The organism is Microcoleus sp. MON1_C5, from assembly GCF_036701875.1.
In the GTDB taxonomy this organism is placed as follows: domain Bacteria; phylum Cyanobacteriota; class Cyanobacteriia; order Cyanobacteriales; family Microcoleaceae; genus Microcoleus.
This window is the reverse complement of record NZ_JAUBRN010000062.1, coordinates 22,098-34,926: the sequence shown is the minus strand read 5'-3', so window position 1 is coordinate 34,926 and position 12,829 is coordinate 22,098. Positions and strand designations below refer to the sequence as shown.

Genomic DNA, 12,829 nt, shown 5'->3' with positions numbered 1-12,829 from the left:
AAAGATAATTTTGTTTACCTCTTTTATGACCATTTTTCTTAAGATTACTAGATTGACATTCAGGACAAATCATAGCTGAATTTTCGTTGATTGTTAGCGCTCAGCATACCACAACTGTGCAACGCCAATAATCGTTCTCGACAAAGGATTTGCAGCAGCAGAGGCCAGCATTTACTTTGAGTCAAAATCCACTCGACATCCTCAGCCGGAAAAGGCATGGGCGAACTGGCTATCAACTCGCGCGCTTCTGCTTCAGTCATAGCTCCGAGAGTTCGGGTATTATATCCAAAGATATTGAAAAAAGGCGAACTATGTCCGGTGCTACGTGCTAATTCGATCGGTAATTCTGGAGTGGCCAAGACAAAGCCTAAATTCCCATTGGTTTGGTTTGTTGCCAAAGAGCGCAAACTCTCCCAAAACCCATCATCTAATTCGGGACAGCGCTGTAAACTTACACCAATTTCATCTAATAAGATGACTGTAGGCTGACGTAAATTACTGCTAACCGCATCCATAAATCTATCTAAGTCGCAAGGGCTGGGAACTGACATTTTTAGGGATTCTAAAATGTAGCGCAGCAGCCCTTCCCGACTCTGCCGTCGCGCATCTTGAAAATCTACGAAAATCCAACGATAGTTTTCTGGAGAGGGCAACCAGTCAGATTTTTGACCGGGACGCAACTGTTCTGTTGGGGTGGTGGTAATATTTTTCAAGTAATGCAGCAAAGAAGTCTTGCCACTGCGCCTCTTGCCGATAATGGCAGCATTTTGCAGGGGACGGCGTTTCAGTAAGTCGAATAGGCGTTTTAGTTCCTTCTGTCGCCCGAAAAACTGGTGCGGATGGGTGATGGGAGTGCCAGTTACAAACGAGGAAGTTTCGCTATCTTCTGCATTTTGCAGTTGATTTTTAGGAGCAAAATCACAGTCACCCTCCTCCAGTTTTAGCCCAAGCGCCCTAAAAACAAGTTCAAGAGAGCTTTTTTCGACTCCCTGACCCCGCACTATCTTCCTGACTGTATCAGGATGTAACGTTTCGCCGTTGAGCTCAAGTTGAATTTTTTCATGGATTTTACGGACGGCGTATCTTTCGCTGGTGATACCTAACCGATGTATCTCAGCCTGAAGTTTCTGCTGTCCTGTGGGTGTCAGTATCACACCGCGATCGCGCTGCTGCTTCCGTGAATTCATAAATTGGCGAAGTTTAACGTTCGGGTGACGATATTCCCGAACTTAAGGAAGATAGTAATAGTTTAGATGAACTTAAGCCAGTAAACCAAGTTTGCTCGGATCTCAGCCTCCCAAGCTGAAAAGCTAGCTGGAACTGAGATGGCAAAGTTAATTACTCAAAATCTACAAAGTTCCTGCCTATCGTCTTCAGAATCGTCCCAAAGCTGTTTCAGTAGGTGGAAGATAGACATTGTAGAGTTTAAAAAATAGAAATGCTTCTTAATAAGTCCAATTCCAACCCACCATTCCGTTCTGATGATTACCCAGAAATGGAGCGAGATGTCATTCAAGAACGTTTGCGTCAAGCTAAATTCAGTTTTAACGTGACTATTGGGTTAAAAATAGTAAACGCCTTTATCAGTATTTTAGTCATCGTACTGTTGTTTTCTGGAAAAGTCACAGAAGGCTCAGTTGCCACCGCTGGCGGATTAACATTAAATATTGTCAGCGTTAGGTTACTCAAATTTACAAAAGAAACGAACGACAGACTCGATCGCCTAGCCAAAGAATTCAAAGACGACGATTAAATAAAAATAGTTAAAGTAGGGTGCGCCTTCCGCACCTGACAAATTACCAATTCAACTAATGCGCGCTTTACAAGTTAAAGTAGGGCGCGCATTCCGCACCTGACAAATTCAACTAATACGCACCTGACAAATTCAAATTAAATTCTGCAAAAATTTATCAAAAGTTGCCCGATCGCACATAGCACCTTGAGCACCCACTTTAGTTGTGCACAGAGCGCCCGCTGCTGCGCCCCACCGCACCGCCTCTGACAAGGACAGACCGGCATCTAAGGCGGAGGCCAACCCGCCGTTAAAAGCATCGCCCGCAGCCACAGTGTCGATCGCCTCCACAGCAAAAGCCGGTACAAAAAACGTTTCATCCGCAGTAACAGCAACAGCCCCGCGATCGCCCAATTTGACAATAACATTCTTGACACCGCGCTCCTGCAACTGTTTGGCAGCTACAATCGCTGTTTCGGTGTCATTCACCCGAAAACCGACTAACTGACTGGCTTCCACTTCATTCGGCGTGATAATGTCAATGAGCGGATAAAGTTCGATCGGCAAATCCGCCCTAGCCGGTGCTGGATCGAGAATAACTCGCACCCCCGCTTGACAACCAGCTTTCGCAGCTTTTTGGACAACTTCCAGGGGAATTTCTAACTGTAACAGCAAAGATGTATCTGCTGTTAACAGTTTTTTGAGACGTTCTATATCTGCTTCACCGACATTGTTATTCGCGCCCGGAATCACAATAATATTATTTTGACCTGTCTCGTCTACCGCGATAATTGCCACACCTGAATGAGTGTTTTGGTCTATTAATACATTGTCTGTATTTACACCATAAGATTGTAAATTGGTCAATAATTCTTCAGCAAATTTATCGTTGCCGACGCGACCGATCATGTGGGTAGAAGTGCCGAGACGGGCGGCCGCGACGGCTTGATTTGCTCCTTTGCCGCCGCCGGCTGTGAAAAAATTGCTACCGATGATAGTTTCCCCTGGCTGTGGCAACCGGGGAGTTTTTGCTGCTAGGTCGATGTTGATACTGCCGAATACGATGATGGTCATAAATTATTCAATTTGGTAATTGGTAAGCTGTAGCGCATTTAATTTGTAAGCTACTTTTTACTTAAACTCTTGTGGGGCGGGCAGGATAGCCCGGCGCGAGCAAGCTTCAATTTAAATGCCAAATAGCTTAATTGGTAATTGGTAATTCTCCCATTCTCCCACTTTCCCCCTCTCCCTCTCTCCCCCTCTCCCTCTCTTCCTTAAGACGTGCTAGAACAGTTATGGTCTTCACAGGTCAATTCAATGGCAGCAATTACTCTCGATCGCAATCCCTGTGTCCTGCTAGTTGAAACAGACGAAGTTCTCGCCGGACACTTGAGTCTAGACTTAAAATCCTCCGGCTATGAACCCGTAGTAGCTTCTAACACCGCCACCGGCCAAAATTTAGCTCATGAATTGCAGCCTGCTTTGATTGTAATTGACCGGATACTTGGCGCTGAGTCGGGGCTATCACTGTGTTCTTACCTCAGAAGTATTGGCAATCGGGTGCCGGTGCTGCTACTCGTCGGTCGTGATACAGTTGACGATCGCGTAGCTTGTCTGGAAGCTGGCGCGGATGATTATTTTCTCAAACCTTACCGCACTGAGGAGTTTTTGCAGTTGGTGCGCTTGTATTTGCAGCCGGATAACAGCAGCAACGAACAATTGAGGTTTGGCGATTTAGTTTTGGATTTGGCCTCTAGGCGGGCCCTACGCAATGGACGGGCGATCGACCTGACGATGAAGGAATTTGAGCTGCTAAAGTATTTGATGGAACATCCCCGCGAGGTTTTGACTCGGGAACAAATTCTCGAAAATGTTTGGGGTTACGACTTTTTGGGCGAGTCGAATGTGATTGAGGTTTACATCCGCTATCTGCGGCTCAAAATTGAAGATGAGGGCGAAAAGCGTTTGATTCAGACGGTGCGCGGTGTTGGCTATGTGATGCGGGAAGCTTGAAGCAGTCAGTTGACTGTTGACTGTTGACTGTTGACTGTTGGCTAGTTCCAATGTCCAATTGTCAATTACCAATCTAAAATCAAAACTCTAAAATCTAAAATCATTATGAGTTATTTAACTAATTTGCTCGGTATTGGAGTAAGTATATTTTTGCTGGGATGTTCGCCGACTTTACCTGTCGCCAATGCTGGTGCTACTGGTATTTTGGCGGATCGGTCTCCGACGGCGACAACATCGGGTCAAGTGCTGCCTGTTTCTGCTAGAGCTCGGATAGGCGATCGCCCAATCGAACTCGAAGTGGCGAAAACAGTGGAACAGCAGGCTATGGGTTTAATGTACAGAACTTCTTTGCCGGATGACAGAGGAATGCTGTTTGAGTTTAAAGCGGCGCGGCGGGTCAATTTTTGGATGAAAAATTGCAAGATTTCTTTGGATATGATTTTTGTCCGGGATGGGGTGGTTGAGGCGATCGAAGTTTCTGCACCTCCTTGTACTGCCGAGCCTTGTCCTACCTACGGGCCCGATACTGTGGTCGATCGAGTTATTGAACTCCGGGGCGGGCGAGCTGCTGAACTCGGTGTCAAAGTGGGCGATCGTGTTGAAATAGAGTTTTTGAACGAAAACCTGCATCAATAAACAACCCCCCGGTTTCCTTGTTCCTTCTTTTTACCATCCCTTACATCCGTTACGGAATCGGTTGGCGAACTGCCCCCTGCCTTCGGAAGACCGGAGAAAATTTATAAACTTTACAAAAATTGATAAAATCCGTTAAAATATTAATGTAACATTCAGTACAAACACCGAAAGATTTGCTACGATGTCGATCTCAGCCAGTCGGGACTTGAGCTTGTTTCCGGAAGCTGTTGATTGTTGGTCGCAGGTATGAGACGAGTCAGCGACTCGTTACCAATCCTGAGAGACGATACTCAGCCTCAAGGTGTAGCAACACGAAAAGAAATTCTCTGGAAGTTCTGACGATCGAGCTAAATCTACTAACCCTATCTAAAGTAATATGCTACGAGCCAAGTTAATTGGCGGTACTTGGCAAACTTAACTTCTGGTAGCAGTTTCGGGTTTGATCGAAATATCTAACTAATTTTGCCGAAGTAGATTTGCGGATTCTGCATTTCGGCAGATGAAGTTAAACTCTGAACCTGGTTTAGTAGTTTTAGGTAGCAGAATAAATTCTGATTCGCGCTGCAAAGATGCCGAGGTATTCAGTTTAAGTTCGATCGCGATCGCAAGTCGCTCGGGCAGAAATCACCAAAATTGCAAAACCTTTCACTTTTTGGGAAAGGTTCGCTTTACAGTCGCACTCAGCATTCTGTTTGGCAGTTTAACCGCTAATACTGTTTTAACAGCTATCGACGGTTACAAGACAAATTTAAAACTGGCTTATTACTCATCAAAAACATCAGGTTCACATCAGAAAATGGTGTCCTATACTTACAGGTGAAATCACATGGCACCCGCTACATACACTCGATTAATTCGATTTTTACAAGAAGATTTGGCAATTTCTCCCGCGTCAATTGCTGTCGCCGAACGTGTCGGCGGTGACAAACAGCGGCAGCCTGATAAAGACCCGAATTCCTTGCCGATGGTTCTGTGGCAATACGGTTTAGTCACTCTCGACCAGTTGGATAAAATCTTTGATTGGTTATCCCAAGCATATTAAAAGGATTTTAGATTTTAGATATAAAGAATCAAAAATCCAAAATCCTTTAATAACTGGGATTAAGATTCAGCCAAAAGCTTCGCAGCAGCGGCAACGCCGGCACCAGGAGTGTAGCCTTCATGACCCAATTCTCGCAACACCACTTCTAAAGAGGAAATTGCTGCTAGAATATCGCGATCGGACACAAAGCCCAAATGGCCGATTCGGAAGATTTTACCTTTCAAATGGTCTTGTCCGTCGGCGAGAGCAATGTCAAATCTCTTTCGCATCAAAGTCCGCACTTTTTGAGCATCTACGGATTCTGGTGGCATAACCGAAGTAATCGCAGGACTCGCGGCTTCATCAGCGGCAAACAACGGCAAACCTAAAGCTTTGACAGCAGCGCGAGTAGTTGTCATTAAGCGTTGGTGTCGCGCGAAAACATTTTCCAACCCTTCTGTTTTCATCATCTGCAGCGATGCTTGCAGGGCAAAAAACATATTGACAGGGGGAGTAAAAGGAGTGGTATTTTTGGCAGCGTCTTTGCTGTATTTACCCAAATCCAAATAATAGCGGGGCAGTTTCGCAGTTTTGTAAGCTTCCCAAGCTTTGGGACTGACGGCCACAAAACCCAAACCTGGAGGAATCATGTAAGCTTTCTGAGAACCCGAAGCAATGACATCGATTCCCCAAGCGTCCATCGGAATATTGACAGCGCCTAAGCTAGTGACAGCATCGACCATAATTAAAGCTTCACCGTGGGCTTTAACGTGGCGGTTGATGGTTTCGAGGTCGTTGAGGACGCCGGTAGAGGTTTCCGAGTGGGTGATGATGACAGCTTTGATTTGCTTCTCTGTATCTGCTTCGAGTTTTTCGCGGAAGTTTTCGGGGTCTAAAGGTTGGCCCCACTCGGCTTTAATAATTTCGGCGTTTAAACCGTAAGCTTCGGCGACTTCAGCCCAGCGTTCACCAAATTTGCCGTTAGTACCGACTAAAACTCGATCGCCCGCACTCAGGAAATTAATTATCCCAGCTTCCATCGCGCCGGTACCGGAAACGGTTAAACTCAGCACGTCACTTTTAGTTTGGTGCAGCCATTTCAAATTTTCGGTACATTCTGCAAAAATCCCGTCAAATTCCTTGCTGCGGTGGCCCATCGGGTGTTTTGCCATCGCTAACAAGGCCGCTTCAGGTACCGGCGTCGGGCCGGGAATCATCAGCATTAATTTGTTGTCCATGATATTGTCCTAAGTTTTTCTGTGGGAGTTATATAGAATAAATCAAATACGATACGTCACGTCGCTACTCTAACTTTTTTAACTTTTAACTCCCTTGTGGTTAATTTCATTTAGAGACCAGCGGTGTTCTACCGCTAAGTTCGATCGCTCGCAGCTTTGTTCTAATTGCTTTTGAATGGCAAGGGCTTTACGCAGTGTAATAATAAGTTGGTGCACTTGTTGCTGCTGCGGCGATTGTGGACTGACAGCAAACATCGTTTTGCGTTCTAACAATTGAAGTAGCAATTCATAATGAATGTACGAAGGAAGGGGGATTGGCTCCATGAAAGCTAATATACCTCAGCGAACCGACACCCCATTGCAATTGCATGAGGCATCACAGGTGAACATTAGATGCCCGATTTTTTATTTGTTTTCTAACCGTACAGCAACCCCTGCTTTGCCGAGCGAATTTTCGGGGCTGGGTGCGTTGGACACGCTAAATTTTGCGATCGACAGGCATACAGAATAGATTTAATTGCTTTCTGGCAAAATATTTCTATGCAATATAGCTTTGAGTGCTATTTTTTTTTACAGTCAAGCGCTTGAGTCGATGCAGGCTAGAAATTCTCATTATTTACCTACTTAATGATTTTTTATCAGAATTAAGGGTGGTTTGTCAAGCGGTCTCGCCTTTCACAGGCTGGGAGGGCGATCGGCAAGCGAGGCTAAAGCAGCGCCTGGATCGGGCTGTTTGACTAGAGATTCGCCGATGAGGACGGCTTGGGCGCCGGCATTGGCAACTTGAGTTAAGTCGTCGGGAGTGTGGATTCCTGACTCGCTGACGATGAGGATGCCTTTTGCTTGGATTTCGGTTTGTCGATCGGCTAATAGTTGGCTGGTGGTTTCTAAGCTGACGGAAAAGTCTGCTAGGTTGCGGTTGTTGATGCCGATTAGGTTGACGCCTTGTAGGGTTAATACTCGATCGAGTTCTTCGAGAGTGTGAACTTCTATTAAAGCTGTCATGCCCAAAGTCTTGACAATTTTTACAAAGTATTGTAAATCTTTGTCAGATAGAATAGCTGCGATTAACAATACAGCATCGGCGCCGTGAATCCGGGCGAGATAGATTTGGTAGGGATAGATAATAAACTCTTTGCAAAGTAAGGGTAAATCGACGGCGGCACGGATTTTAGCGAGGTTGTCGAAACTGCCTTGAAAGAACTTTTCATCGGTGAGTACGGAGATGCAACTGGCGCCGTTTTGTTGGTAAGCTAGGGCGATCGCCACTGGGTCGAAATCTTCGCGAATTACGCCTTTGCTGGGGGAAGCTTTTTTAACTTCGGCGATGATAGCGGGTGTGGTTTTACCGTTTTTGAGGGCGGCAAGAAAGTCGCGGGTTGGCGGTGCAAAGGGGAGTTTTTTGTGAAGATCGGCTAACGGGGTGCGATCGCGTTTTTGGGCGACTTCAGCTTCTTTTTGCCAGACGATTTCTTCGAGGATGTGCTGGGGTTCGGCGTCGGGTACGGCGATTTGGTAGCTGAGGTAGAGGACGGAGACGGATGTGCTGGGGGGACGGCGACGGATTTGAAGCATGATAGGGGGATAAAGGGCGATCGTAACAAGTTTCAACGTATTATATAATGGTTACAGTAAATCCTCCTAGCCTGAGAGCTAATGCGTGCCAGCTAAAGATATTTATCACGATACAGTTAAGCGTGCCTTACAAAATGATGGTTGGATAATTACTCACGATCCATTTCCCCTGCAAATTGGTCGCAAGCGTTTATCTGCCGACTTGGGTGCAGAGCGTCTAATTAATGCCGAAAAAGGAACCCAAAAAATTGTTGTTGAGGTCAAGAGTTTTGTGGGATGATCGGATGTAAAAGATTTGGAGCAGGCTTTGGGACAGTACGTTCTTTACCGCCAAGTGCTTAATGAAATGGGGCTCGATAGAAGTCTCTATTTGGCAATTTCTCAACCAATTTTTAATAGCGTATTTACCATAGAATTAGGACAAGTGTTATTGAAAAATCAGATTATAAAACTGATTGTTTTTGATAATAAAAGTGAGGCGATAGTTCAATGGATACCCGATTAAGATACCAAGCAATTATCAAAACCATACTGCAAGAACACGCCAACTACCGCGCTGCCATACCTGACGGATATAATTCCCAAATTCTCTTTGATGATGAACGAGGAAGCTACTTAGTCTTGGATATTGGTTGGAATGAGGACAAATACCTTCACGCCACACCAATCCACATCAATTTAATCGGCGATAAAATCTGGATTCAATATGATGATACCGAAGAAGGAGTGGCCACTGATTTACTGGCAGCAGGTATTCCTAAAGAAGATATTGTACTCGGTTTTCGCCATCCTCATGTGCGGCAATATACTGAATTTGGAACTGGTTTGAGTGGCAAAGATGAAGGAAATGTTGCTGAATCTGCTGCTATGCAGTCAGCCTAAAATGCCAGTTGACAAAACCCGACATCAACAAGCGCTCAGATTGCTCGCAGGAAGTTTTTTAAGAAGAGGTGCTGGGGGGACGGCGGCGGATTTGAATCATTGTTGCTGGTTGATACTAAGGATTATTGTAGGGGCGATCGGGCTTTTTGCAATTGGCGAGTAAGGATTGAAGCCACAGCGATCGCAGGTGCAGCAATTGAAATCGCCCCTACAAAGGCAAAACCCGCCTGCGCGGATTAAATTGCACAAGTCTGGCGTTGCGCGGACTTTAATTGTGTAGCGACAGGTTTCAACCTGTCGCACCGATTGTTATGTGAAAATTCCCAAATTGCATTTGTAGAGACACGAGCGATCGCGTCTCTACAAGATGCGATGGTTAGTGAGACTTTTTGTTCACAACAATGACAACTTTCTGGGAGTCTTGTTTTTTAACTTCCCTTCTGCGTTGACTCCGGATCTTAGTTCGCGATGGGGGAGAATCATAGTAATTTTTTTCCTCGCCCCAAGGAAGACTAAGTTGCACCGCGACGGGTTGATATTCAGAGACTTTGTATCCTTTGGAATTAGCCATCTTTTTTCTGTGTCAAGTAGTAGTTTGGATTGAGGAAAAGTTAGTTGGCCAACCTCGCTTCCTACATTTCTACAATGATTGATTTGTCATGCTTTCACTAGATCGGCTTCCGATCGTGCATATTTCGATCTAAAATCGATCTTGACAATTGCTTAATTCAGGTGTAAACGTGGCCAAGCTCAAGGCTTCTCAGCAGGGAATAGCAAAAATTAAGCAGGCAAGGAATGAAAAGGGGTTGACAGTAGATGACCCCAGATGGCTTGTGGAAGCTAGTAAAGTTTTGGAACCAAAGAAAATTTGGCAAGAAGGAGGCCCTTATGCTGACGGTTGCTCCGAAGGAAATTGGAAACGTTTTCTGTACGGAACAGCAGCCGTTAACACTGAAGTTTTCAAGGCTTTCTGTAGAGTTTTAGGGGTATCTTGGGAAGAGATTGTCGATCGCACTGTTGTCGCTCAAGATTTCGCTGTTGAGCACACTCCCGACAAGTGGCAGGAGGTTTGTCGCCGGATGCTGCTAGAACAGAAGTGGCTAAGCAGCAATAAGCTAATGCGTGGTCAGAGGAAACGCGATCTGATTGAGGAAAATATCTATGTAGATTTGACCTTAGTGCAGCAGGAGCAAATCCAAAAGGTTGGAGGCGACTCATCACCTGAACAGGGTTCGCTGTTGTATGAATCAACGGGGTACAGCAAAACCGAAAGATTTGAATACAACCAATTTCTCACAACACTCCTCAGCACTAAGAAAAACGATCGAATTGCCATCATTGGTGAACCAGGAGGAGGGAAAACCACGCTTTTACAGAAAATCGCTTTCTGGCTGTTAGATAATACAGATGATTTGGTGATTTGGGTTTCTCTAGGACGTTTAGCGACGAATCTAATTGATTACATATTTAATGATTGGCTGCGAGATGCAGACGGAACTGTTACTGAAAACTTGCAGACAGCTTGGAAAAGTCAGTTGGAACAGCGACAGGTGTGGTTACTGTTAGATGGGCTAGATGAAATGGCAGCAGAGATGCAGGAAACCTTATCTGCAAGAGGTTTGCTGACTCATGTGCGGATAGTAACAAGTTGTCGGCTGAATGTTTGGCAGGCTAACCCCCGCATTTTGGATGGCTTTGAATTTTATATTACTCAACCGTTCACATTTCCCCAGGTACAGCAGTTTATCGAGAAGTGGTTTAGTAAAGATAACGCATTGGGCGATCGCTTGTGGCAAGCAATTCATCAACCAGGAAAGGAACGGATTAAGGATTTAGCCAGAAATCCTTTAAGATTGACCCTGTTGTGTGCAATTTGGCAAGGGCGAGACGGCGATTTGCCTGATACAAAAGCGAAGTTATATCAAAAATTTGTCGATAAAATCTTTGAGTGGAAAGCAGAGTATTTCCGCCTGGACTCTAATAATCAAGAGCGGCTGAATGCTAAGCTGGGAGAGTTGGCGAGAGAAGCGATCGATAAAGAACCTACTCGGTTTCGCTTGCGACATAAGTTTGTTTGTCACCTTTTGGGCAAGCCAAAGGATAAAGATTCTCTGCTGCAATTGGCTCTGGATTTGGGTTGGCTGAATCAAGTGGGAATGGATGCAGATGAACCTGAAGAACCCGTTTATGCTTTTTTACATCCCACGTTTCAGGAATATTTCGCGGCGCGTACAATTGATGATTGGAACTTTTTTCTGAATCACATTCCTGACAACCCCAAAGACTCTAAAGCAAGTTACCGAATTTTTGAGCGCCAGTGGAAAGAGGTTATTTTATTGTGGCTGGGGCGCGAGGATGTACGAACAGAGAATAAGGAAGCGTTTGTTAAGGCTTTGGTTGAATTTCAAGATGGATGTCGGGATTGTATTTTAGAGGGCAAAGGTTTTTATGAATACCGAGCGTATTGTTTAGCAGCGATAGGTATTGCTGAGTTTAAGGAATGTAGCTGTGCTGATACAATCCTATCGCAATTGATTAGATGGGGATATGGTTATTTCAATTTAAAGATGCAGATGTGGGTTGGGGAAAGTTGCCCAAGTTCAGAATTAGCTAGGGCTGCATTCCAAGAGAGCGATCGCAGCCGAACCATCCCTGCTTTAATTAACCTGATGCTTAACATTACCAACGATCCTAGCAATGGTTCCTTGGCGGATATGGTTCAAAGTTTGGGAAAAATTGGTACGGGCAACCAACAAGCAATTGATGCGCTGCTTGATTTGATTCGCACCACTTCCAATACCTATCCCTTTATTGAAGGGAGGTATATCATTGATAAAGCATTTAATAGCTTAGAATTCATTGGTCAGAACAATCAGCAATTGATAGATGACCTGAATAAGATGATGCAAAACAGTCACAATGAGTACACTTGTGTAAAAGCGGCTGAGTGTTTGGGGAAAATCGTTCCCGGTAATGAGCAGGCGATCGCGAGGTTAGTCGCTCTGATAGAAAAAAGTGCTGATGAATTTATTCCTAGTGAAGCCCATTTTAGCTTAGCGAAAATTGCCCCAGATCATCCTCAAGCTGGCAGAATTATTCAACACACCATATTTGATGTTGTTTGGCAATTAATCCACTGGCTGCTTGACGAAAAAGAATCGAGTAAAGACGAATTAAAACGTAAATGGGCAGAAGAAACATTCGAGCATATTTGCTCTAAATCTCCTAAAGCAATTCAGCCACTTATTGATATTATTCACAATAGTCCTAATGAGGGTATTTTTCGGGATGCGGTCAGGCTTTTAGGCGAATTTGGTACTAATGATAAGCAAGCAGTGGCGCTAATGATTGAGTTGAGTCGCCACAGCAATTTTGTAATTAGTAAGTGGGCAATTGAATACTTGGGGAATGCTAATGTAATGCAACAACAAGTCATCTATACATTAATAGACCTCCTTTATAACACTCCCGATAGCCGTATTTATGCAGCTTACACTTTGGGAAAAATACTTAAAAGATATCCGCTGTCATCTGCCGTCTCAAATTTAAAACATCCTCTGCAAAATCAGATATATACCCAGGAAGATTTCGATATTTATCATAAGTGTTACGAGGTTCTTTCGCAATGCACTCAAATTATGCCTTTCCCAGACTATTATGAGGCTTGGCACAGTTAAGCAACTAATTAATTATTGTTGACTGCATTGATGTAAGGTCTCAATTTAGTGAAAT

The 12,829-nt window shown here is 44.6% G+C and carries 13 protein-coding genes and 1 pseudogene; 8 read left to right on the top strand and 6 right to left on the bottom strand.

Translation table 11 applies throughout. The annotated features are described in order from the left end of the window. Positions 1-73 (bottom strand): transposase-like zinc-binding domain-containing protein (locus QUA71_RS29375; RefSeq protein ID WP_445243784.1); only part of this gene is annotated, 73 nt, incomplete at its 3' end. After that, on the bottom strand, positions 60-1,187 hold the full coding sequence (locus QUA71_RS23875; RefSeq protein ID WP_333288851.1) for an ATP-binding protein: 1,128 nt from the start codon (positions 1,185-1,187) through the stop codon (positions 60-62). The genes QUA71_RS29375 and QUA71_RS23875, both read right to left, overlap by 14 nt. Positions 1,188-1,438: 251 nt before the next feature. Between QUA71_RS23875 and QUA71_RS23870 the strand changes: the two genes are divergently transcribed. Beyond that, positions 1,439-1,753 (top strand): TRADD-N-associated membrane domain-containing protein, encoded by a 315-nt coding sequence (locus QUA71_RS23870; RefSeq protein WP_333288849.1) that lies wholly within the window; start codon positions 1,439-1,441, stop codon positions 1,751-1,753. 132 nt (positions 1,754-1,885) lie between these two features. On the opposite strand, the gene rbsK is transcribed toward QUA71_RS23870, so the two are convergent. Continuing rightward, positions 1,886-2,806 (bottom strand): ribokinase, encoded by a 921-nt coding sequence (gene rbsK / locus QUA71_RS23865; protein WP_333288847.1) that lies wholly within the window; start codon positions 2,804-2,806, stop codon positions 1,886-1,888. 243 nt (positions 2,807-3,049) lie between these two features. On the opposite strand from rbsK, the gene nblR reads away from it, so the two are divergent. From nblR to QUA71_RS23845, 4 genes are all read left to right on the top strand, one after another. Beyond that, positions 3,050-3,745: a response regulator transcription factor NblR gene (gene nblR, locus QUA71_RS23860; RefSeq protein WP_006632044.1), complete on the top strand. Its 696-nt coding sequence runs from the start codon at positions 3,050-3,052 to the stop codon at positions 3,743-3,745. A 105-nt stretch (positions 3,746-3,850) separates the two neighbouring features. Beyond that, entirely contained in the window at positions 3,851-4,381 is a 531-nt protein-coding gene (locus QUA71_RS23855) for a DUF192 domain-containing protein (RefSeq protein WP_333288845.1), read from the top strand. Positions 4,382-4,880: 499 nt separating this feature from the next. Next, the gene (locus tag QUA71_RS23850) at positions 4,881-5,201 is read left to right on the top strand and encodes a hypothetical protein (RefSeq protein ID WP_333288843.1); all 321 of its coding nucleotides are present in this window, start codon (positions 4,881-4,883) and stop codon (positions 5,199-5,201) included. A gap of 6 nt (positions 5,202-5,207) precedes the next feature. Continuing rightward, positions 5,208-5,423: a DUF2949 domain-containing protein gene (locus QUA71_RS23845; protein ID WP_190737853.1), complete on the top strand. Its 216-nt coding sequence runs from the start codon at positions 5,208-5,210 to the stop codon at positions 5,421-5,423. Between the two features lie 59 nt (positions 5,424-5,482). On the opposite strand, the gene QUA71_RS23840 is transcribed toward QUA71_RS23845, so the two are convergent. From QUA71_RS23840 to trpC, 3 genes are all read right to left on the bottom strand, one after another. Then, entirely contained in the window at positions 5,483-6,640 is a 1,158-nt protein-coding gene (locus tag QUA71_RS23840) for an alanine--glyoxylate aminotransferase family protein (protein WP_333288840.1), read from the bottom strand. A gap of 78 nt (positions 6,641-6,718) precedes the next feature. Continuing rightward, positions 6,719-6,964 carry a DUF5340 domain-containing protein gene (locus QUA71_RS23835; RefSeq protein WP_041623669.1) on the bottom strand — a complete coding sequence of 82 codons (246 nt, stop codon included), beginning with the start codon at positions 6,962-6,964 and terminating at the stop codon, positions 6,719-6,721. A 351-nt stretch (positions 6,965-7,315) separates the two neighbouring features. Next, positions 7,316-8,215, bottom strand: a complete 900-nt coding sequence (trpC, locus tag QUA71_RS23830) for an indole-3-glycerol phosphate synthase TrpC (RefSeq protein ID WP_333288839.1) — start codon at positions 8,213-8,215, stop codon at positions 7,316-7,318. Positions 8,216-8,300: 85 nt separating this feature from the next. On the opposite strand from trpC, the pseudogene QUA71_RS23825 reads away from it, so the two are divergent. From QUA71_RS23825 to QUA71_RS23815, 3 genes and pseudogenes are all read left to right on the top strand, one after another. After that, positions 8,301-8,720: pseudogene (locus QUA71_RS23825) on the top strand (element excision factor XisH family protein). Further along, positions 8,705-9,097: a XisI protein gene (locus QUA71_RS23820; RefSeq protein ID WP_333288837.1), complete on the top strand. Its 393-nt coding sequence runs from the start codon at positions 8,705-8,707 to the stop codon at positions 9,095-9,097. The pseudogene QUA71_RS23825 and the gene QUA71_RS23820 overlap by 16 nt, the downstream one beginning before the upstream one ends. A gap of 740 nt (positions 9,098-9,837) precedes the next feature. Continuing rightward, complete coding sequence (locus QUA71_RS23815; RefSeq protein WP_333288835.1) at positions 9,838-12,774, top strand: HEAT repeat domain-containing protein; 2,937 nt, start codon at positions 9,838-9,840, stop codon at positions 12,772-12,774. Positions 12,775-12,829 lie beyond the last annotated feature (55 nt).